Annotated in this window: 16 protein-coding genes and 1 tRNA gene; 11 read left to right on the top strand and 6 right to left on the bottom strand. The window is 38.1% G+C overall.

Going from position 1 to position 23,014, the window contains the following annotated elements; translation table 11 throughout:
* Positions 1–271: 271 nt before the first annotated feature.
* Positions 272–4,318, bottom strand: coding sequence for a hybrid sensor histidine kinase/response regulator transcription factor (locus tag QF042_RS22900; RefSeq protein WP_307532484.1), 4,047 nt, complete (start codon positions 4,316–4,318; stop codon positions 272–274).
* Positions 4,319–4,672: 354 nt separating this feature from the next.
* Here QF042_RS22900 and QF042_RS22895 point away from each other — a divergent pair, with 354 nt between their 5' ends.
* From QF042_RS22895 to QF042_RS22865, 7 genes are all read left to right on the top strand, one after another.
* A complete protein-coding gene (locus QF042_RS22895; RefSeq protein ID WP_307532483.1) occupies positions 4,673–7,972 on the top strand; it encodes a TonB-dependent receptor in 3,300 nt (1,099 codons plus the stop codon).
* A 19-nt stretch (positions 7,973–7,991) separates the two neighbouring features.
* A complete protein-coding gene (locus tag QF042_RS22890; RefSeq protein ID WP_307532482.1) occupies positions 7,992–9,752 on the top strand; it encodes a RagB/SusD family nutrient uptake outer membrane protein in 1,761 nt (586 codons plus the stop codon).
* A 433-nt stretch (positions 9,753–10,185) separates the two neighbouring features.
* Complete coding sequence (locus QF042_RS22885; protein WP_307532481.1) at positions 10,186–12,216, top strand: polysaccharide lyase family 8 super-sandwich domain-containing protein; 2,031 nt, start codon at positions 10,186–10,188, stop codon at positions 12,214–12,216.
* Positions 12,217–12,319: 103 nt separating this feature from the next.
* Complete coding sequence (locus QF042_RS22880; RefSeq protein ID WP_307532480.1) at positions 12,320–13,504, top strand: glycoside hydrolase family 88 protein; 1,185 nt, start codon at positions 12,320–12,322, stop codon at positions 13,502–13,504.
* A 372-nt stretch (positions 13,505–13,876) separates the two neighbouring features.
* The gene (locus QF042_RS22875; RefSeq protein WP_307532479.1) at positions 13,877–15,100 is read left to right on the top strand and encodes a DUF2264 domain-containing protein; all 1,224 of its coding nucleotides are present in this window, start codon (positions 13,877–13,879) and stop codon (positions 15,098–15,100) included.
* A gap of 86 nt (positions 15,101–15,186) precedes the next feature.
* Positions 15,187–16,026: a 5-dehydro-4-deoxy-D-glucuronate isomerase gene (kduI, locus tag QF042_RS22870; RefSeq protein WP_307532478.1), complete on the top strand. Its 840-nt coding sequence runs from the start codon at positions 15,187–15,189 to the stop codon at positions 16,024–16,026.
* A 105-nt stretch (positions 16,027–16,131) separates the two neighbouring features.
* A complete protein-coding gene (locus QF042_RS22865; protein ID WP_307532477.1) occupies positions 16,132–16,896 on the top strand; it encodes an SDR family NAD(P)-dependent oxidoreductase in 765 nt (254 codons plus the stop codon).
* Between the two features lie 129 nt (positions 16,897–17,025).
* Here the strand turns inward: QF042_RS22865 and QF042_RS22860 are convergent, their stop codons facing one another.
* The 4 genes from QF042_RS22860 to QF042_RS22845 form a co-directional block, all read right to left on the bottom strand.
* Positions 17,026–17,652: a carbonic anhydrase gene (locus QF042_RS22860; RefSeq protein WP_307532476.1), complete on the bottom strand. Its 627-nt coding sequence runs from the start codon at positions 17,650–17,652 to the stop codon at positions 17,026–17,028.
* Positions 17,653–17,800: 148 nt separating this feature from the next.
* The gene (locus QF042_RS22855) at positions 17,801–18,460 is read right to left on the bottom strand and encodes a hypothetical protein (protein ID WP_307532475.1); all 660 of its coding nucleotides are present in this window, start codon (positions 18,458–18,460) and stop codon (positions 17,801–17,803) included.
* A gap of 236 nt (positions 18,461–18,696) precedes the next feature.
* Entirely contained in the window at positions 18,697–19,215 is a 519-nt protein-coding gene (locus QF042_RS22850) for a hypothetical protein (RefSeq protein ID WP_307532474.1), read from the bottom strand.
* Between the two features lie 320 nt (positions 19,216–19,535).
* A complete protein-coding gene (locus QF042_RS22845; protein WP_307532473.1) occupies positions 19,536–20,177 on the bottom strand; it encodes a Crp/Fnr family transcriptional regulator in 642 nt (213 codons plus the stop codon).
* A 79-nt stretch (positions 20,178–20,256) separates the two neighbouring features.
* Here QF042_RS22845 and QF042_RS22840 point away from each other — a divergent pair, with 79 nt between their 5' ends.
* The 4 genes from QF042_RS22840 to QF042_RS22825 all read left to right on the top strand — a co-directional run bounded on the left by QF042_RS22840 (position 20,257) and on the right by QF042_RS22825 (position 22,073).
* Positions 20,257–20,952: an HAD family hydrolase gene (locus QF042_RS22840; RefSeq protein ID WP_307532472.1), complete on the top strand. Its 696-nt coding sequence runs from the start codon at positions 20,257–20,259 to the stop codon at positions 20,950–20,952.
* Entirely contained in the window at positions 20,949–21,611 is a 663-nt protein-coding gene (locus QF042_RS22835; RefSeq protein WP_307532471.1) for a chloramphenicol acetyltransferase, read from the top strand. The genes QF042_RS22840 and QF042_RS22835 overlap by 4 nt, the downstream gene beginning before the upstream one ends.
* A gap of 58 nt (positions 21,612–21,669) precedes the next feature.
* Positions 21,670–21,876: a hypothetical protein gene (locus tag QF042_RS22830; RefSeq protein WP_307532470.1), complete on the top strand. Its 207-nt coding sequence runs from the start codon at positions 21,670–21,672 to the stop codon at positions 21,874–21,876.
* A 123-nt stretch (positions 21,877–21,999) separates the two neighbouring features.
* Positions 22,000–22,073 (top strand) — tRNA-Ala (locus tag QF042_RS22825).
* A 510-nt stretch (positions 22,074–22,583) separates the two neighbouring features.
* Here the strand turns inward: QF042_RS22825 and QF042_RS22820 are convergent.
* Positions 22,584–23,000, bottom strand: coding sequence for a hypothetical protein (locus QF042_RS22820; RefSeq protein ID WP_307532469.1), 417 nt, complete (start codon positions 22,998–23,000; stop codon positions 22,584–22,586).
* Positions 23,001–23,014: the final 14 nt, after the last annotated feature.

Here is a 23,014-nt window from a genome sequence, read left to right as displayed (position 1 = left end):
CCACTCCGCGTTGCTCCGGTCGAGATGACGATTTTTATTGGAGTCTGTCGATGGTAGAGATCATTTTTTAGCCAAAAACAAAGGAGTTGGATGACAGATTTTGGCGGTTCGTCATTCCCAGCTTGATTGGGAATCGTAATGCAAGCGCTTTAAGAATCCCGCCTGCGCGGAAAAGACGACCACTCTATTGGAGTCTGTCATTGATAGAGATTAATTTATGGGATGAATCAATATAATAACGTTTTTAAATGTTTTGCAAAGCGTTTGCAGGCTAATCACTACTCATGAACTCACTCGGGGTTTTGCCGAAATGTTTTTTAAACTCTGAACTGAAATATTTTCGATCGTTAAAACCTACTGCATAAGCAATTTCAGCAATATTTCCTGTACCTTGTTTAAGTAATTGGGCTGCTCTTTTTATCCGCAACGATTTAATAAAGTCGTTTACTGAAAGATCGGTCAGTGCTCTTATTTTTTTATAGAGTACAGGCTGGCTCATACCAATTTCTGATGCCAGGGTAGGTACGTCAAAATCAGGATCGGCAATGTGATCTTCGATCAGCTGGATAATTTTGTTTAAAAAATTCTGTTCGGTCGTATTAATGACCATGTTTTTGGGTTCGAGCGTAATTACCTGCGCAAATTTTTGTTTAATGGTTTCACGGGCATTGAGGAGGTTCTGGATGTTCAGTTCGAGTATTTTTAAGTTAAATGGTTTCATAATATAGGCATCGGCACCATTTTCGAAACCGTTTACCTGATGTACATAGGCCGATCTTGCGGTTAATAAAACTACAGGGATATGGCTGGTTCGCTCATCTGTTTTAAGTTTTCGACATAATTCTAAGCCATCCATCACTGGCATCATTACATCACTGATAATTAAATCGGGAATCAGATCTAAAGCACAATCTAACCCCGTAGCCCCATTTTCGCGTTCGTAAATCTGATATGAGGGGCTTAAAGCTTGTTTAATGAAAGTTCTTACATCTTCGTTATCTTCTACCAGTAAGATGCTGTTCTTTCTGTTTTTTCCTGAATCGTCTGGCATCGCATCGCCCACCTTAAACTGTTCGGTTAGCTGCGGTGCATTCAGGTTATAATTTAAGGCATCGTCGTAATAAATATAATCGGGGATAAAATCGGATGGATTAAAATGTTCTTTCCCTGTTTTTAAACTAACGGTGAAAGCCGTATTGCCAAAGGCTTTGTCGTTTTTAGGAGTGCTTTCGACACTAATCTGGCCATGATGCAGTTCTACAATACTTTTAGAGAACGATAAGCCCAAACCTGTACCAATGGTTGTAGTGGCATTGGCCTGATAAAAATTAGTGAATAAATTGGCCTGGTTCTCTAAAGGAATGCCTTTGCCGTTATCGCAGATTTTGATATTAACCAATTGTTTTTCCACTTCTATTTTTAAGCTAATTTTCCCGTTTACAGGGGTAAACTTAAAAGCATTTGAAAGTAGGTTAAACATCACTTTTTCCATTTGAACCTTATCAAAATAAAGTTCAATTTCTGCCTGTTCGGTTTCAAACTGGTAATCGATATTTTTAGAAATGGCCATGTTCTGAAAAGCCAGAAATATTTCCCTACAGAATTTTACCACATTGCCAGGACTTACGTGTAATGCCATTTTTCCGCTTTCAGCCTTTCTAAAGTCGAGCAATTCCGTAACTAAGTTCATCAAACGGTCGGCATTATGTTTGATCGGTTGCAGGTCTCTGTTCAGGGCAGGGTCGTCCTTAGCATTCTCGATCAATTTATCTAACGGACCAACAATAAGGGTTAAAGGTGTGCGGATTTCATGAGAGATATTGGTGAAAAACTCAAGTTTATGCTCGTTAATCTCTTTTTCTTTTTTAAGTACAGCTTTTATCAACAAATAACGTATAAATACAAACGAAATGGCTGCAAAAGCACAAAAGTAAAACAGATAAGCCCACCAGGTTTTATAAAATGGTGGCAAAATCTTAATATCTAATGTGCTTGTTTTGTTGGTCCAAAGGCCATCATTATTACTTCCCTTTACCATAAGGGTATAGTTTCCAGGCGAGAGGTTGGTATAACTGGCCGATGGGTTATCTACATAGTTCCAATTTTTTTCAAAGCCCCCTAATTTATAGGCATAATGGTTTTTATCAGATTTTATAAAGTTGAGTAGCGTAAAATCAATAGAAAACACATTCTGGTCTGATTCAAAAGTGATTGATTTAATGGTGCTGATGTTTTGTTTAAGTAAGCCATCATCGGTATTCAATGTTATTGGTTTATTAAATAATTTTAATCCTGTAAAAATAACAGGCGGGGTGTTTTTATTCTCTTTAATCTCGTTTGGGAAAAAACTGACCATTCCACTTAATCCACCAAAGAAAAAGGCCCCCTTACTGTCTTTCAAAAATGATTTGTAATTAAATTCGTTGCCTGGTAGTCCATCTTTAATGTTGTAAGTTTTAAAAGTTTTCTGCCTTGGGTTGTATTTACATAAACCTTTGTCTGTAGTTATCCATAGGTTATTAAAATCATCTTCGAGTATACCCATAATGGTGTTGCGGGGTAAGCCATCAAAAGTGGTCATTCTGGTATAACGATGTCGATCTGCATTGAGCTTAAATAAGCCATTACGCAAGGTGCCCATGAGCAAATACCCTTCTTTATCGGCAGTTAAACAAGTGATTTCATTATATTTTAAAATTTCCGGATCGGCAGCAACACGGCTAACAAATCGTTGACTCCCTTTTTTCAACTGGTAAAGCCCCGAGTTGGTAGCTACCCACAGGCTTCGTTTGGGATCTTCAAAAATGTAAAGTACCGCATTCGTTAAACCATTTACCCGGTTGCGGATAAATTTACCTGTAGTACTGTTAAAGCTATTTAAGCCACCGTTAGTGCCGACCCAAAATCGCCCGTAACTATCTTCAAAAACGGTTGTAATTTCATCACTGCTAATAGATGAAGTATCGTTTATGCGACTGGTATATCTGATAAAAGTTTTGGTTTCTGGTTGAAAAAGGTTTAATCCGCCATAATGGGTTCCAACCCAAATTCTATTTTTTTTATCTCGTATAACCGATTTTACCAGGTTTGCACTTAAGCTTTTAGGATCGTTCGGGTTGTTTTTGTAACGGGTAAAAGTATTGTTTTTCCGATCGTAATAATTTAGTCCTTCTCCTTCGGTACCAATCCAAAGGTTTTGGTGTTCATCCTCCATAATTGAACTGACTACGTTACTGCTTAAGCCATTTGTTGCGGTAGTGCTTCTATAAATCTTAAAGGGCGTATAATTGGGATAAGTCATATTAATGGCGCCGTAATAGGTGCCTACCCATATTATGCCCTGCCGATCCTGATAAATATCATAAACAGAGTTTTGGCTCAGGCTGGAAGGATCTTCGGGTATATTATGCAGGGAACCGAAATTTTTGGTGGCTGGATTGTAGATATTAATGCCATGTAGTGTTCCGATCCATAATTGACCTTCCTGGTCCATCATAATTTTTCGGATATTGTTACTACTGATCCCCTGTTTATTAAGACTAGAATATTTATAGGTGGTAATTGTTTCTGTGTTAAGATTTAGCTTGCTTACGCCAGTTTGTTTGGTTCCGATCCATAAATTATTTTCACGGTCTTCAACCATGGTGGTAATGTGGTTGTCTGTCGCTTTGTTCAGCTCTTCACTAAAATGCTTAAAATACCGGAAATAGATTTTTCCTTCCTTAAAGCTCATGTTTATTAAGCCATAGGTAGTACTGAGCCATAATGTTCTGTTATGGTCTTCTGTAATGGCATAAATTTGCTGAGTCTGCTTTTGCCCATACAGAAAGCGTTTAAATTTATACTTTCCATTGATGTTGAGCAGGTTTAAACCATTTTCCGTGCCGATCCATACACGGCTCTTTTTATCCTGAAAGATGCAATTTATTCTAGAATTGCTAATGCTGTTGGGATCTTTGTCGTTGTGCCTGTAACAGTCGAAGTTATCATCCCCTTCATTATATTTATTCAGCCCTCCTTGGGTGCCAATTAATAAGGTTCCATTTTTTAATGCTAAAATAGACGAGAGAAAGGCAGCATCGCTCAGGCTTTTCTTATTATTATTTTCGTGATAATATGCCTTAAAAGATTTAGAGTCATATTTATTTAATCCAAATCGTGTTCCGAACCAGATAAAACCCCTGGCATCCTGAGCGATAGACAGTACCGAACTTTGTGTGAGCCCGTTTTCTACATTGAGGTGTTTAAAAGCATATTTGTTTTGTGCATTACTTGCAATGATAAAAAATACTAAAGCAAATGTTAGCAGGGATTTCATGTTGACAGAAAATGAGGAATGGTTAGCTTTTACCTGACTAAAAGTACAAAATGTTTCTATTATAAATCAAATACGTTTGGCGGTGGCAATTTTAACAATTTATCCGCTTATTTGCCCTTTTTAATGCTTTTTTCTGCTTTTATTTAGGATTTTATACCTATTTGTTTAGGATTTTATCCCTTCAGTTCGCCTCCAAAGCAACAATTTTGAATAACCAAATATTAAAGCAAAACCAACCGTTTAAGCCGATACCTTTTTCATAGTCGCCAGGATAATTCTGGCTGGTGATAGCCGCAGGTTGTGCCCATAATTTTTTGCGATTAAGAAAACCAATGTTAATCAACTAAACAAAAAATGGATAAACTTTACAAACATCTCAAAATTGGAGAAGCAAAACTGAGCCGTTTTTACTGCCAAGTAAAACTATGCTCACTAATTATGCTTTTGAGTTTTACGGCATTTACCGCCTTTGCTCAATCTATAAAAATTTCAGGAACAGTGAATGATGCTCAAGGCGGGACAATTCCCGGAGTGAGCGTAAAAGTAAAAGGAACATCAACAGCAGTATTAACTACTGCTGATGGTAAATTTTCTATAACTGTGCCCTCATCACAAAGTGTACTTATATTTTCTTTCGTTGGTTACGATGTGAAGGAGGTAGGTGTAGGTAATTCTACAAGTCTGAATGTAACCTTACAAGATCAGAATAATAGTTTGAACGATGTTGTGGTTGTTGGCTATGGTGTGCAAAAGAAAGTAAACGTTATTGGCTCAGTTGCAACAATAGACGCCAAATCAATTGAAAACCGTCCTGTTACAAACCTTTCGTCTTCTTTGGGAGGTTTAAGTTCGGGTGTTTCTGTTAGACAGGCTTCTGGTAAACCTGGATCAGATGGAGCCACAATTAGAATTCGCGGTACGGGAACACTAAACAGTAATAATGCTTTAATCATTGTTGATGGTATTGTTGGTAGCATGGATGCCGTCAACCCAAATGATGTGGAAACGATTTCTATTTTGAAAGATGCTGCTGCTGCCTCTATCTATGGTTCATTAGCGGCCAATGGCGTAATACTAATTACCACAAAAAAAGGTAAACAAGGGAAAACGACAGTTACGTACAGCGGACTTGGTTCGGTAGCTAAGCCCGCAAACCTGCCAACTTTTGTAACCGATTACATTACGCATATGCAATTAGTTAATGAAGGTTACAGAAATCTGGGGCAAACGCCAATTTACACAGATGCAACAATGGCATTATGGGCTGCAGCTAATGCTAACCCTGATGGTTTCACCACACAGGGAATCCCAAATTATGTTGCATATCCAAATACAGATTGGGGTAAAGTAATTTTCGATAATAATTTCGCTCAACAACATAATATCTCGTTAAACGGTGGGAGTGAAAATACACAATATTTGCTGTCTGCATTTTACATCAACAACCCTGGCACAATGGCAAATACAGGTTCAGACAAATACAACCTGAGGATTAACTTACAATCGAAAGTTGCAAGTTTCTTAACTGTGGGTACACAAACTTTTGCATCAAATCAAACTTACGGTTTGGCAAGTACAGATAATGCATTTAATTTTTTACGTCAAACTACACCTGGTGTTTATCCGGTTTACAACGGTAAATATGGTTTTCCTGCCGCTACAGAAGAATCTTCTACAGCAAATAATATTTCTTCTTACTTATATAGTACCGGTGGTGATGATAATGAAACCCGGATCAATACCACTGTTTTGGCAAGGTTTGATATTTTAAAAGGATTAAATTTTGAAACAAGATTTAATTATCAGGCTCGCCAGGAAGAGTTTAACAACCATTCGATAACTAATGAGCGTTGGAACTTTGCTTCAAATATTCTAAAAAGTGCTGCATCAACCCCCGATCAATTAAGTACAAACTATGGTTTTAATAAAAACTATGCTTATACAATTGATAATATCTTAAATTACAAAACTACAATTGCTAAAGTACACGATATTAGTATTCTGGCAGGTTATAACCAATATTATTATAACTATTATAATTTTGGTGCGAGCAAAAAAGGCCTGATTGATGAAACCATCACAACCCTGAATGCTGCAACTACATTAACTTCTGCATCAGGTGATGAATATGATTATGCGCTACGTTCTTACTTCGGCCGTTTAAATTATGCATTCAAAAACAGATATTTATTAGAAGGTGTTTTCAGATATGATGGCTCATCTAGATTTTCAGCTGAAAATAGATGGGGTTTCTTCCCTGCATTATCTGCGGGATGGCGTATTTCGGAAGAACCTTTTATGGACGGCCTTAACAAGTATATAGGTAATCTGAAACTAAGAGCATCATGGGGTAAAACAGGTAACAATGCTTCAGGTAATTATGATTATCAGGCTGTTTACGGGGCTACCAATTATTCTTTCAATGGATTACAATCAACAGGTTTAGTTTCAACTAAGTTTGCAAACAACGATTTGAAATGGGAAACCACCACCACAACTAATATTGGCTTAGACGGTAACTTATTTAAAGGCGCACTGACTTTCGAAATCGATTTGTATAAAAAATATACTGATGGTATTTTGTTTACACCAACCATTCCATTAACCACAGGAACGGCAACAGCTGCAACTCAAAACATTGCAGAAGTATCGAACAAAGGTGTGGAGCTAACCCTTGGGTATAATGGGAAAGTTGGCGATTTCAAATATGGTGTATCAGGAAATTTCGCTTATAACTTTAACAGGGTTTCTAAATATAAAGGCTTACTTAATGCAGGTTATACAACCGATGCATTAGGAAACAGCGTATACACCTCAAATTTGGGTAATGTTTCTAGTGGAAGTACAAACAGAATTTTGGAAGGGCATGAGATTAATGAATATTACCTCCAAACCGTTTATAAAGGAACTGAGAATTATTTTACTGATGGAAAAGTTAACGTAAATGGTGGGCCAAAAGACGGTATGATCCGTACACCTGATGATATGGCCTGGTTAAATGCCATGATAGCGGCCGGTTATACTTTCCAGCCAACTGCGGGTGTAAGCAAAACTAAAATCTATTATGGGGATTTAATTTATGCAGATAATAATGGCGACGGTTTGTATGGTAATGCTTTTGATTCCCAGTTCCTGAACAAATCATCAACACCAAGATATAATTACGGCTTCAGTTTGAACTTATCTTATAAAAATATAGATCTTTCTATGCTGTGGTCGGGTAGTGCAGGCATGTGGTATTACTGGAATTCAACAGGCTATAACAACTCAATTGTATCTTTAGGTAATGCCGTAAGTACATTGATTGCAAATGACCATTATTATTACAACGATGCAAATCCAAGTGACCCAGCTAACAATATTACAGCTCACTATCCTCGTTTAAAAAACACTGCTGATGCACAGAATGCTGGTGTAGCCAGTGATTTTTATTTATATAACGCCTCTTACCTGAAATTGAAAAATTTACAGATTGGTTATACCATTCCTGAAAAGATTTCGAAAAAAGCTTTAATTAACAGGGCCAGGATTTATGTTTCTGGAGAAAATCTTTGGACTATAACGAATTACCCTGGTTTAGATCCTGAAATTGGTTCTGGTGTTGGTTACCCAACTTTGCGCCAATATTCTGTAGGATTAAATGTTACTTTTTAACGATTTAGAAAGAAAAAAAATGAAAAAGATTTTAACCATAATATTTACAATCATTGTTTTAACAGGTTGTAAAAAAGATTTACTAGAAACCGTACCATATTCGCAGATTGCCTCAGAAACGATGTGGACAACCGACAACTTAACTGATCAGGGCGTAACTGGTGTTTATGCGATTTTAAGATACGGATGGACATCAGGTGGTGCTTCAGGCCTGGAGCTTTACCAAATGGATGCCTTAGGTTTTACAGGACAAACTTCAGGAGCTGAGTCGCTACTTTCGGGAACAATCACTGCATCAAACGGGTATTTTAGTTCTCATTGGCAAAACCTTTATGAAGGTATTCAAAGAGCCAACGATGCGATCAAAAATATTCCTTTAAAATCGCCTTCAGCAGCAGAAAAAAAAGCAAGATATATTGCAGAGTGTAAATTTTTGAGAGCGTATTTTTATTTGAGGTTAAACCAGCTTTATAAAGGTGTGCCAATTTATTTAGAACCATTTACTGCTGCTGATGCAACAAAAGCACGTTCAACTGAGGCAGAAGTTTGGGCGCAGGTTGTTAGTGATCTTAATGCAGTTATTGCTGAACCAAATTTACCTGATAGATATGTAAGCGGTAACGCACAATATGGTCACATAACAAAAGGTGCAGCTTATGCATTACGTGGTAAAGCTTATCTATATACTCAAAAGTGGGATTTGGCAGCGGCAGATTTTAGTAAAGTTAAAGACGCTGGTTATACCTTGTTTGCCAACTATTCCAATTTGTTTAAAACAGCGAATGAGCAATCAAGCGAAATGATATTCTCCATTCAGAATATAGGTATAACTGGTTTTGGTTCTGATACCCAGTTTTATTGTGGTACACGTTCTTCTTTTGGCTCTTGCTGGAACACTTACCATGTTTCGCCTAATTTGGTTGATTTATATGAAAATGCAGATGGTTCTAAATTTGATTGGGAAATTGCAATTCCGGGTTATTCTTCCTTAACGGTTGCTGAGCGAGAAGTTTATTTTTTAAGAAACAACTTAACTGCTTCAGAAATTACCGCAGCAACTGCGAGAGGAGCAAAAATGAGTCTTTATTTGCCAACTGGTAATGAAGCCCGCTTGCTTAAAGCTTACGCAAACCGCGACCCAAGACTTGCAGCCAACGTTATTACTCCATATTCTACTTACCTTGGTGTATTTAGTGGTGCAAATGCCGTTGTAACATCTAGATGGCCTTATCGTGCAGAAGCGGCTACAAACGGCGATTTACGCACAGATACACAAAGTTTATTTTATTACTTGTACCGCAAATATGTTTATGAGGGTACAACAGAAACACCTGCTAGAGATTATGGGCCAACAGACCTTGTTTTAATCAGATATGCTGATGTATTATTGATGTGGGCCGAAGCTTTAAACGAGCAGGGTTTAACTTCTGAAGCAATTGCTAAAGTAAACGAAGTGAGGGGCCGTGCGGGTGTAGCTTTACTTCAAAATACAAATAGCATATTGCCAACATTTGTTTCTGGCCAAACTGATTTAAGAGAAAGAATTCGTAACGAAAGGAGAGTGGAGTTTCCTAATGAAGGTATTAACTTCTTTGATGAAATGAGATGGAAAAGCTGGAAGGATAAAGTTTTTTATGCTGGTAATGGCGTAAAACAGGCTTGGGGCAAAGTTGTATACGCTTATTCATTTAAAGGCGATTTTCTTTACAATTGGGCAATTCCAGCTGTAGAGATAGAAAGAAACCCTAACCTGACTCAAAACGCAGGTTGGATAAATTAAATGGTTTGTAGAATGAGTTTAGAGGGTGTTATAATTATAAATTGCCATCCTGAGCTTGTCGAAGGACTTAGTTAATTATGCTTGCATGTGTTTCGACAGGCTCAACATGACAAAATTTTGCTTTTGGTCAGTGCAAATACTGCATTGATCTAAATCCAGGCAGATAAACAATAAAGACATCAGTCCAAGCTGATAAAAAAAATGATTAGTATCGTTAGTTTGGGGCCACCTTGCCTAGCCCGGTGGCTTTTTTAAATGAAATAGCGAAAAATGGGCCTTGAAATGCCTTCTGACGATCCCTTATTGCGAATATCAAAACGGGTTTGTGCTTAAATAAAAAATAAAGATGTTTGCCATAAATAAAAAAACAAACGATAAAATAAAGGTTCGTCAAAAAGTTAGACTTGGATTCCTGGCGGGTTGCCTAATGCTGATGAATATAGCAGTGAAGGCACAAAACGAACCGTTTAATACCATTCTGCAACGTATTAATAACGATTTGCAGACTTTTGTTAAAGATAAACCCTTAGCTGATGAGGTTACCCGTTACCTTAAAAATCTAAATACAGATGGAAGTTGGCAAGATGTTAATTATATAGATGTGCAATACGATCCCTTAAAACGGATTAAAGATATGGCCACGGTTTATATCCGCCCATCGAATAAGCTTTATAACAATACCGAACTTCATCATGCCATTGTTAAAACTTTACAGAACTGGCTGGATCAAAACCCGAAGAACAAGAACTGGTGGTACAATGATATCTTTTATCCGCAGGCTATTGGGCAAACCTTAATATTAATGCGCAATGCAAAAACCGGGCTTCCTGCAGAGCTTGAAGCCGCCCTGATTAAAAGAATGATCAGAAGGTTAAAAACCGGAGATGGTGCTAATACCTCAGATGAAGCTTTACATTACCTATATCGGGCCTGTTTAACCAAAAACAAAGCAACTTTAGATTCTGCCGCGAGATATTTATTCGAACCCATTGCCGTAGCAGATGGAAAAGAAGGCGTTCAGGTTGATGGCAGTTATTATCAGCATGGCAAACAACAGGCTATTGCCAGTTATGGGCGGGTATTTGCCGGAAATTCGGTTAATGCGGGTTTTTATTTAAGAGATACCGAATATGCTTTGCCGAAAGATCAGTTGGCTATTTTGGTCGATTATCTTAAAAATACCTTTCTAAAAACGGTAAGAGGTTCATTCTATGATTTTAATGTGCGTGGCCGCGGCATTAGCCGCAAAGATTCGTTAAGTAGTGGCATGGGCGGAATGGTGAGCAAAATAAAACGCTTTGATCCGGAAAATGCTGCGTATTGGGATGCCTCGGTTAAACGGACTTCAGGAGCCGAGCCGCCTGACTATAAAATTACATCTGCCCATAATCAATTTTGGAAAAGTGAGTATACGCTGCACCTTCGTCCAGCCTACACCTTTAGTGTGCAAACTGCATCAACGAGAACCCTAAGGACAGAACGCGGCAACAACGAAAACATTTTGGGGAAATTTCTCCCCGATGGGGCAACCAATATCCAGCGTAGTGGATCGGAATACGCCAACCTGATGCCTGTTTGGGAATGGGATAAAATTCCGGGAACCACCAGCAGAGATTATCCTGATGATTATGGTGCCACAGTATTAAAAGAATGGGGAATTCCGGGTACAACCAAATTTGTTGGTGGAGTTAGTGATGGCATTTATGGTGTTTCATGTTATGATTTAGATTACGACAGCGTTCAGGCAAAAAAAGCATGGTTCTTTTTTGATCAGGAAGTGGTGTGCCTGGGAGCTGGGATTAACAGCAATGCAAAAGAAAATATTACTACAACAATCAATCAGGCCTGGTTGAGGGGCGAGGTGGCTTCTTCAAATGGAGCCCAGAGCACTGGTAAAAACGAGATTTGGGCTGTTCACGACAGTATTGGATATATTTTTCCCCAGGGCGGGAATGTAGAAATCAGCAACAAAGCACAAACTGGAAGCTGGTACCGCATCAATCATTTTCAGAGCAAAACCGAACTGAAACATAACGTATTTAAAATCTGGTTAAATCATGGCAAAAATCCTCAGCATGCCAGCTATCAATATCTGGTGGTGCCGGGAATTGATGCTGCAGGTTTAAAAAAATACAACCGATCGATGATACAGGTATTAAAAAACACCGATGAACTACAAGCTGTAAAACATACTGGTCTGGACATGTTGCAAGCCGTTTTTTATAAAGCGGGAACACTTACAGCTAATGGCTTATCGCTTCAGGTAGATCAGCCATGTATGGTTTACATTAAAGATTTAAACGGTAAAAACCCTACGCTGTATATCGCAGATCCCGCACAGGAAAATGCAATTATTAAGGTGTTGCTAAAGCTGCCAGGATTACCGAAAACAAAAAGTATAGATTGTACTTTGCCAAATGGCGCTTTTGCAGGTGCTACAGCAAGTTTTAATATAAAAGAATAAAACTAATTATAAACGATAAAACCATCATAGTCTCAGCACCAAAGAATAATAAACATATTTCCTGACGAAGGGCTTCATTACCTATAAAAACACAAATATACAGATGAAAAAAATCAATTTAATTGCCGCATTACTCATGCTTACGGGGGCCAGTTCATTTGGCCAAACCACCAGGAAGCCAATGGCTCAGTTAATTAACGATGAATTTAAATTCGCAGTTGACCAATATAAAGTACTCGCTAAAAATATACCCGAAGGCAAAACACCTCAAAGTTTCGAAAAAGGTAAATCTATAAATTACGATATTAAATGGTGGTGTAGTGGCTTTTATTCGGGCAGTTTGTGGTACATATATGAACAAACAAAAGACCAGCGTATTAAACAAGAGGCAGAGGCAGCCTTAAAAGTAATAGAACCGAACCAAACTTATACCGGAAACCACGATTTAGGTTTTATGATGTACTGCAGTTTTGGGAATGCCTACCGTTTAACAGGCAAGCCAGCATATAAGGCAGTAATTCAGCGTTCGGCAGAATCTCTCGCTACACGTTACCGTCCGGTTGTAAAATCAATCCAATCGTGGAACAAAAGCAAAATGTGGGAGTGCCCGGTAATTATTGATAATATGATGAACCTGGAAATGATGAACTGGGCAAGTGATAATGGTGGAGATAAGAAGTATAAAGAGATCTCTATCACACATGCCAATACTACTTTAAAAAACCATTTCCGGCCAGATTTTAGTTCTTATCATGTAGTAGATTACAACCCTCAAACAGGCGAGATCATTAAAAAAGTTACCTGGCAAGGCGCTGCAAATTGCTCTGCATGGTCGCGTGGACAGGGCTGGGCTTTGTACGGCTATACCATGATGTACCGTTTTACCAAAGATCCGGTCTATTTAAAACAAGCTAAAGGCATTGCACACTTTGTATTGAACCACCCAAATTTACCGGCCGATAAAATTCCTTTCTGGGACTTCGATGCACAGGGTATTCCTTTCGCCAAACGCGATGCTTCTGCAGGTGCGCTAATGGCTTCCGCATTGTTAGAACTTGGTCAGTATACATCAGGAAGCGAAAAAACGGAGTTTAAATCAGCAGCTGAAACCATGATCTATTCGCTATCAAGCAGTACTTACCATGCCAAATTAGGCGAAAATGGAGGCTTTTTGTTAATGCACAGTACAGGTGCTTATCCACTAAACAGCGAAATTGATGTGCCTTTGGTGTATGCCGATTATTATTATTTAGAGGCTTTAGCGAGATATAAAAAATGGTATTTGTAGAAATTACATGTTTTTTGGTAAAGTAGTCTCAGACGCATATTTAGTTCTTTGTTTTTATGGAAATGGATTCTTCTGGAACAGCAGTCCCGTTATCCGCTTTATCCCGATAGAAAAAATCGGGATGTCCGCTACTACCGGGTTTATGAACAGCGGTTTGTGTAAAACCACTAAAAATTAATGTTTATTGTTAGATACCCAGCCAATATTAGTAATGCATGCCGTGCCACCTAGACCCGATTGGAGTGGACATCCTGATCCTTCATCAGGATAAAACGTAAAGCGGGAAGAAATCTGAATCGTAGCACAGAAACCTGCTCTCCAAATAATTAAAAATAACCAGAGTAAGCCATCACACTCACATATATAATGATAATGAAATATAAACTGATTTTTTCTGCCCTGCTGATTTTTTCTCAGTTGGCAAACGCACAAAAGAAAGCTACAACCGGCGCTGAAGACCGTGCTTTCTGGGTTAAAACCTTAAACCGGATTGCCTATCCGGTGATTCACAACCTGGCCAATGAAACTTTAAAGAAGAACATGCCTCTAGAAAAAGCACCTGGTTATGGCCTAAATGTGGCTAAAGTTACCTATCTCGAAGCCTTGGGACGTACCATTGCAGGTGTTGCCCCATGGCTGGCTTTACCAGATGACGATACCGCAGAAGGTAAGCTTAGAAAAACCATGCGTACTGAGCTTTTGAAAGCTTTGGCCAATTCGGTAAATCCCGAGAGCCCTGATTATATCAGTTACCGCTCCGAAAGTCAGCCCATTGTTGATGCTGCTTATGTTGCTCATGCCTTTCTCCGAGCGCCAAAAGCATTGTGGGAACCGCTTGATGAGCTCACCAAAAAAAGATTCATAGAAGAATTTAAATCTTTGCGTACCCGTAGTGGTGCTTATAATAACTGGTTGTTATTTTCGGGTTTAACCGAAGGTTTTTTATTAAGCATCGGCGAGCAATATGATCCTGCCCGTGTTCAGTTCTCCATCAATAAAATGAAAGAATGGTATGTAGGTGATAGCTGGTATAGTGATGGTGAAAAATTTAGCATGGATTATTATAACTCTTATGTAATTCACCCCATGCTGGTTGATCTTTTAAAAGTATTGGTTGATCAGAAAAGAGCATCTCAGGCTGATTATGATGTGACCTTGAAAAGAATGGTACGCTATTCTGAATATTTAGAGAGGATCATTTCACCCGAAGGCACTTACCCAGCTTATGGTCGTTCCATCACTTATCGTACGGCAGCCTTTCAGGCATTGGCCCAAACGGCCTTAATGGAAAAATTGCCTGAATATGTAAAACCATCACAAGTTCGTGGTGGCTTAACCGCGGTAATGCATAAACTGTACGATGGAAATCAGAATTTCGATGATAAAGGATGGTTGGTGCTGGGCTTTAACGGACATCAGCCAGAAGTAGCAGATACTTACACTTCTACCGGGAGTTTATACATGGCCACCTTAGGCTTTTTAACGTTGGGACTGCCCGCTGACCATAAATTCTGGACAGACGCACCTGCACCATGGACCAGTTTGAAAGCCTGGAGTGGAGAAACCATAAAAAAGGATTATAAAGTTGAGTATTAATACAAATAATAAGTATCGTATAAATATATTTGCGGATAGGATCTGATCTCGGTTCAGGTCTTATTGCAAATCTCAATTTTTAACCAATGAATAAATTCGAAAGCCGTTACGCTCAAAGCCCTAAAGAAGTTAAACAAATGGATACCGCAGCTTTGCGGGATAATTTCCTGATTGAAAACGTATTTGAGCCAAACCAGGTAAACCTAACCTTATCTCATTTTGACAGGTATATTGTTGGGGGTGCCATGCCTGTTGATCAGAAGATCGCACTTCCAAACCCTGATGATTTAAAAGCAACTTACTTTTTAGAGCGCAGGGAACTGGGTATTATTAATGTTGGTGGAAAAGCAATCGTTACTGCTGATGGCGAAAAATACGAATTGGATTATAAAGAAGCTTTATATATTGGTAAAGGTACTAAAGAAGTGTTTTTTGAATCTGCTAGTCCCGGCAAAGCCGCAAAATTATACATCAATTCTGCTCCTGCACACCATACTTATCCTACTAAAAAAGTAAGTAAAGCGGAAGCTGAAATCGTAGAATTAGGTACGCCTGAAACAGCAAATCATAGAATAATCAATAAATTATTGGTGAATAGTGTTTTACCAACCTGTCAATTACAAATGGGCATGACCGAGTTAAAATCGGGCAGTGTTTGGAATACCATGCCGGCACATACACACGATAGAAGGATGGAAGCTTATTTCTATTTCGAAGTTCCGAAAGGGCAGAGTGTTTGCCATTTTATGGGCCAGCCGCAAGAAACCCGTCATATTTGGATGCAAAGCGATCAGGCCGTTATTTCGCCAAACTGGTCAATCCATTCAGGTGCAGGTACAAGCAACTATACCTTTATTTGGGGTATGGCTGGCGAAAACTTAGATTATGGCGATATGGACCATTGTGCCATTACCGAATTGAAATAAAAGTACATTCGTCATCTCGACTGAAGTGTCGATTTTTCATCGGTAGCGGAATGCCTGCCCATACAGGCGGGGAGAGATCTTTTAAATCCATCATAAAATACAAACATGTCGAACATATTTAATTTAGCAGGTAAAACTGCATTAGTTACCGGTTGCAAAAGAGGAATTGGAAAAGCCATGGCTTTAGCATTGGCTGAAGCAGGTGCCGATATTATCGGCGTTTCTGCAAGTCTTGAACTGCAAGGTAGCGTTATAGAAAAAGAAATTTTAGCACTGGGTAGAAAATTCTATGCTTACCAGTGCGATTTTGGTAAACGCGAAAATACCCTGGCTTTCGCCGCTCAGGTAAAAGCCGATCATCCTGTTATTGATATTTTAGTAAATAATGCAGGAACCATTTTACGTAAACCAATTGCAGAGCATCCGGATGAATATTGGGATGAGGTAATTGCTGTAAATCAAACAGCACCATTTATATTAACACGTGAAATTGGCAGAGAAATGATTGCAAGAGGAAGCGGAAAAGTGATTTTCACTGCATCACTATTATCATTTCAGGGTGGTATTACCGTTCCCGGTTATGCAGCGAGTAAAGGCGCAATTGCATCTTTAACCAAAGCTTTTGCCAATGAGTGGGCATCAAAAGGGGTAAATGTAAATGCGATTGCACCTGGTTATATTGCAACCGATAATACTTCTGCTTTACGCGAAGATCAGGACAGGAGTACATCTATTTTATCACGTATCCCTGCAGGAAGATGGGGAACACCAGAAGATTTTAAAGGGCCTACATTATTTTTGGCCTCAGCAGCCAGCGATTATGTTCACGGGACAATTTTGACCGTTGACGGCGGTTGGATGGGAAGGTAGGTTAGTCCTGAGTCCGAAGTCTTTAGTCATCAGTCAATGAATCAGTAATTAATAAACCTCGCAGGTTTTTAAATCTGCGAGGTTTATTTATGTCATTAGGACTAAAGACTTCGGACTTATGACTGTGGACTAATAAAGGTTATAAATCTCCTTAATATCTTTCAAAATCTTTTCGAAATCGATTTTTAGGTCGATTAAACGGCCAGTGTGGATATCAAATACCCAGCCATGAACGGTTAATCCGCGTTGGGCAATTGCCTCCTGCACTGCTGCGGTTTTTAACAGGTTAACGCATTGCTCCTGGACATTAAGCTCTACTAATCTGTTATAACGAAGACCTTCGTCCTCAATGGCATTCAACTCTTCTTTATGGATACGGTATACGTCGCGGATATTTCTTAACCAGGGATTTAATATACCTAAATCTGCAGGCTGCATAGCTGCTTTAACACCACCACAGTTGTAATGGCCGCAAACCACAATATGGTTTACCTTTAAATGGCGTACAGCGTAATTTAGAACAGTCATTACGCTCAAATCCACATTGTTTACCAGATTAGCCACATTTCGGTGTACAAAGGCCTGTCCGGGTTGTATACCCATTAAATCTTCTGCTGTAACACGGCTATCTGAACAGCCGATGTACAAAAATTCAGGGCTTTGACCTTTAGATAGTTCAGTGAAATAATCAGGATTGATGGCCAGTTTATCGGCGATCCATTTTTCGTTGTTCTTGAAAACTTCTTCTACATTCATGCTTTTGCTTAAATAGAATTTAGGGATATGTTATATTGGTAAATTGTACATTTATGATGCTATAAAACTAAAAAAAGATTTTCTGATTTCAGAAAATTCTTCGTTTTCGCTTTAGTTAGCTTAACTAACAGCTTTTTCGGTTAAATGTTTAGTGGTTTGACAGGTATTGTGGAAGAAAACCAGCAATAAATAGTATAAATGTAATAAAGGCTGTGAAAAATAAAAAAGGTTTAATGCCAGCGGTACTGCTGCCATTCTTTAACATCAGTTGTCTAGCTACGTCTGAAGTGAGCAGTGATATACAGATTAAAAATACGAAAGCAAGCGCCGTACCAACACCAATACCAAATATTTCTGTCTCTTTTCTGGTGTAAAATACATTGAAAAAATCGGATAAAAACAGTAAGTTCCAGATCACCACGATACCAATGGCAACTGGAATTTTAATCGGGAAACCAGTTTGAGCCTGAAGTTGGCTGATCTCCTGGTCAATATGATTTGGGGTAGGTTCGGTATAATTAAGAAAACCGGTTTGTATAATCTCTGCCATCCGCTCCTCTGCATTTCCCCGAAAGGTAAAGAAGATGTCTTTATTATATTTTTTAACACGGTGGGTAATCCTGATTGAACTACCTAATATAGAAGTGTTGGGAGTAATGGCGATAATATCTGAGCGCTTAAAAACAAAATTACCCCTGATGGATGCATTAAGTTCGAGTTTAAATTCGCTTACTTTTAAAGTAGCAAAAGGCCAGGTTGCCTTAAAGCCGCCTATTCTAACGCCACCTGTTTCTTCAAATGTATTCATTTATCGAGCAATTAATCTGTTCGAATATATCCCATTTAATCTGATTTTTTACAGTTCTCGATTAAATTTATCTGAAGAAAAATAAAAGCCAATATCAATCACCGTTATTGTTTAACGCGGATTAATATTGGCTTTAAAAATGCTTTTAACTGGCAACAGCTACCGCATTTTTGTTAATGTGGTTAGGCAGTTCTTCAAGTGTATACAGGTTAACCAGCGATTCTCTTAATACATTTTTAGCATCGTACCAAACGTTTTCCTGGGTAAAATGACAAACACCATTGCTTAATTCGGTAATAATTGCACCAATTTAAGGTTGCAAAATGGTTTTCGAAAACATCGCCTGAATGATATTTTAAAGAAAATACTTTGTTGTAATGCTGTAGTTGGCTTTCAACTTCTGCACTCAGTTTTACGGGTTTTGCTACTTTCTTTTTTTTCTTTTTAAATAACCCTAATATTTTCTGAACGGCGCTTTGTTTAATGATTTTTTCTTTAAAAAGTTTTTTCTTGTATTCCTTCAGGTCGAATGATTTAAGAGATACACTAAAATTTAATTTTAAATTATTTTCGTTAAATATTTCCAGGCTGGGTTTGTCCCATTTAAAAACAATCGGAAGGCTTCCGTTTGCATTTCTAAATGAAAAAGAGGAGTTAATATCCAGAACATTTTCATGTTCATTTAAACGTTTTAAGATTGTTGGGATAAGGTCGTCTGTTAAGGAATTGGTGTAGATGTTTATATAAGCACTCATGTTTAATTAAGATTAGCTGAAATCAATTGTCGCGAATGGGCAATTGCCATAAGCTTTATTATAAATGATAGTTAAGGATATCATTACATTGCAGAGTGATCTATTCTAAATAGATACCACTCCTCAAAATCGATTAACTTGGGAATCTTAAGGTGAATTGGTGGTTGTAGTTCTTCATTTGTATATATGGTTATTTGTGTGTCGTCATATGGGCAAAAACAGCACTTAATTTTTCTTACATAAACGGGTCGAATTACCGAAACGCTACAGCTAATTTTTAAATAGCTCCATAGCAATAATTATACCACAAATATCATTGATTATTTTAATCTTTCCAGCAGCTTTTTCATGTTTGTTAGCTGCAGGATATTTTTAAATTCCGGCGTATCAAAACCACCTTTATCTATTACCAGCTTTAAGCTTCTGTTAAAGCTTCTTACAGAGATGCCTAGGTAGGCAGCCATGTCTTCTTTGGAGATGGAAATATGTTCATCAGCCTGCAGTTTGAGCAATTTTAAAAGTGCATATTCTAAGGTGTATAGTTGTTGAAAAGAGGCTCGTGTACTGGTTTGTATAATTCTGGTAGACAATTCCTGGAGTAAGATTGTAGTAAATTCACTACTTTTATTGATCAGGGAAAGGAAAAGATGATCAGGAATAACATAGGCGGTAACATCGCTTATTGCAGCTACGTTGCACAAACAATTGATTTTTTTTAAAGCCTCTAATTCACCAACAACTTCGCCTTTCCCCAAAAATTCGATAATAAAATCCTTGCCGTTTTCTTCAGAAATAAAACATTTGCTGATCCCATCCTTAATGATGTAGATATTGCTGATTTTTTCGCCCTGTTCAATAAATCTATACCCTGCTTTAAAGTTTTTTAGCGTAATTTTTTCTTCACTATTCTCTGTACAAAAACGTTCGATAAAAGATAAAAAAGTAAGATTGGTACGAAGCATATTTATTTGAGTTGAGACAAATGTCCTTTTTTAACGGTATTTGTTGCTTTAATTTTGTGGCACTAAAGTAAGCATAACCATGAAAAATCAAATTACTGTAATTGCTTTTGATGCTGATGATACCCTTTGGGTAAACGAACCTTATTTCCGCGAAACGGAAGAACAGTTTGCCGGTCTTCTGGAAGATTTTATGCCCCATCACAGCATCTTAGCAGAGCTTTATAAAACCGAGATTGCTAATTTGCCACTTTATGGTTATGGAATTAAAGGTTTTATGTTGAGTATGATTGAAACTGCATTGCGGATTACTTCGGGCAAAATAGATCCAATCATTATGACCAGGGCGATTGAACTGGGGCAAGAAATGCTCAATAAGCCAGTCGAACTGCTTGACGGAGTAGAAGAAGTGTTAAAAGCCCTGCATGGGAAATACAGATTAGTGGTAGCCACCAAAGGCGATTTACTTGACCAACAACGAAAACTGACCAAATCAGGACTGGATCACTATTTTCATCATATCGAAATTATGAGCGACAAGCAGGAACGCGATTATCAAAAACTAATCAAACACCTGGATTGTAAACCTGAGGAGTTTTTAATGCTGGGCAATTCTTTAAAATCGGATGTGTTGCCCGTACTAAATATCGGTGGGCATGCCGTTCACATTCCTTTCCATACTACCTGGGTGCATGAGCATATCGACCATACTATTGAACATCCTAATTTTTATCAGATGGAAAGCCTGTCTGAAGTTTTACCAAAATTAATTGAATGAAAGAAAAAATAGATATAAACACCTGGATCAGAAAAGATCATTTTAAATTTTTTAGCGCTTTTGAAGAACCTTTCTTCGGCGTAACCGTGGAGGTAGATTGTACTGCTACCTACGAAGAAGCAAAAGAACATCAGGTTTCTTTTTTCCTGCTTTATCTGCACAAATCGCTGGTTGCCGCCAATCAGGTAGAACCTTTTAGTTACCGCATTATTGAAGGAGAAGTTTGGAAGTACAATAGCGTGAATGCCGCGGCTACCATTAACAGGCCAAATGGGACCTTTGGATTTGGATACATGGATTTCTACCATGACTTTGAAGATTTTAGAACGGCAGCCAATAAGGAGATTGAAAAAGTACAGGCCAGTACAGGTTTAATCCCTTCTTCATCAGGCGAAAATGTAATCCATTATTCTGCACTGCCCTGGTTAAATTTCACTTCTTTATCGCACGCCCGCAATTATGCTTATCAAGATAGCTGCCCTAAAATATCTTTTGGCAAGCTTAGAGATGAAAACGGAAGAAAAATAATGCCAGTTTCTATACATGTAAACCATGCTTTGATGGATGGCTATAACGTTGCCCAGTTTGTAGATCGCTATCAGGATCTGTTAAACAAAAAAGAGGTTAACGAATACATTAACTTAAAACTTAAAACTTAAAGAATTAAACCTAAACGATATTTAATGTTCGGTTAATATTAGGAATTTATTTTCGGAGATGTTTATAACTGCCGTTATTATTCCTTTTTACCTTTTAGCTGTTGTAGCCATGTGTTATATGGATACCGCTTTTAAGGCCATTATGTTTTTTGTACTCTTACTTATTGCCACATTTGTACTTTTTCTGTTCATCAATTATCCTATGCAGTCGGTTTTTGCGGTAATCTGTTTTATGGCATTGTTTGCTTTTAAACTTAAAGATTAATTAAAAAGATCAATTATCATTTGCATTCGAGAAAGTATTTGCTATTTTTGCTGCACAAGCCAGAGGCTTGTTTTCAATAATTGGTTTTGTTATTCTTAATTGCTTATTGAACATTCAAAATTTGGGGGATTAGCTCATTTGGCTAGAGCGCTTCGCTGGCAGTGAAGAGGTGATCGGTTCGAATCCGATATTCTCCACATGTAAATTATCAAGTTGAAAATCAGTAATTTAACTGATTTTCAACTTGATTACTCTGATACAATTCTGTCCCTAAACGCCCTGGGAACTCAAAATTCACCCCGGTCGGCAAGGCGAAAAAACCGAATTCTAATAAATAAATTCCTTAATTGCCATATGCAATTACCCCTTATCGCAAAGGGAAGATGCATAACCAGGCTCCCAGTGCGAAGTATAATGAAAAAAGAAGTTGGCAAACAAGTGGTAGGTGGAGTTCTTTTTTCATAATACAGCCGAAGAAAAGGATAAGGGTGATCAGAAATCTTAACCGGATAAAAGATACAAAGCAAAAACTTAGCAATCAATAACCTATACGAAGCTTACCAGATTGCTCTTGAAAGCCTTTGGAGCCCTTTAAATAGGCATGCCAAATGCACGACTAAAAAAGGAAATCATAAATGCGGAACGCGCGGCCATTTTGCCGATATGCCCAATATGTGGCTTTTTGTAACCCATCAGCGGATAAGGTTCTAGAGGCCTCGTTGCTTCAATATGTTGCTATACCGATCAATTCGTCTTTTGTTTTGCTGTTGCAATAAACTTGGATATAGATTCATTAAAATATTGATCAGCAGCATCACCATGGCAAACAGGTACAGACCCTGGAATATTTTAATGAAGATGAAAATTCCCATAAAGATAAAGGCGAAGAGGTGATTGAGTTCAGCGGTGGTCATTTCTGATCTATATGCTCCTAACTCACTCGCCAAAATTCTTTTTTTGATTGATAGCTTGGGATTAAAAAACTTAAAGAAGCTGTGCATGATGATCCATTTGAACGGTTTAAGGCCAAGCATGTCGTTGACCTTCTCATCTTTCATGAAATTAAGGCCTGATAGCCTTTTCCGGTAAAAGTCAGTTTTTGAAAGCAAGGCTGTAATGATCATGCCAACAATCCAGG

This window comes from Pedobacter sp. W3I1 (assembly GCF_030816015.1).
GTDB lineage: Bacteria > Bacteroidota > Bacteroidia > Sphingobacteriales > Sphingobacteriaceae > Pedobacter.
The sequence above is the reverse complement of the archived record's forward strand: the minus strand, read 5'-3'. Positions and strand labels throughout refer to the sequence as shown.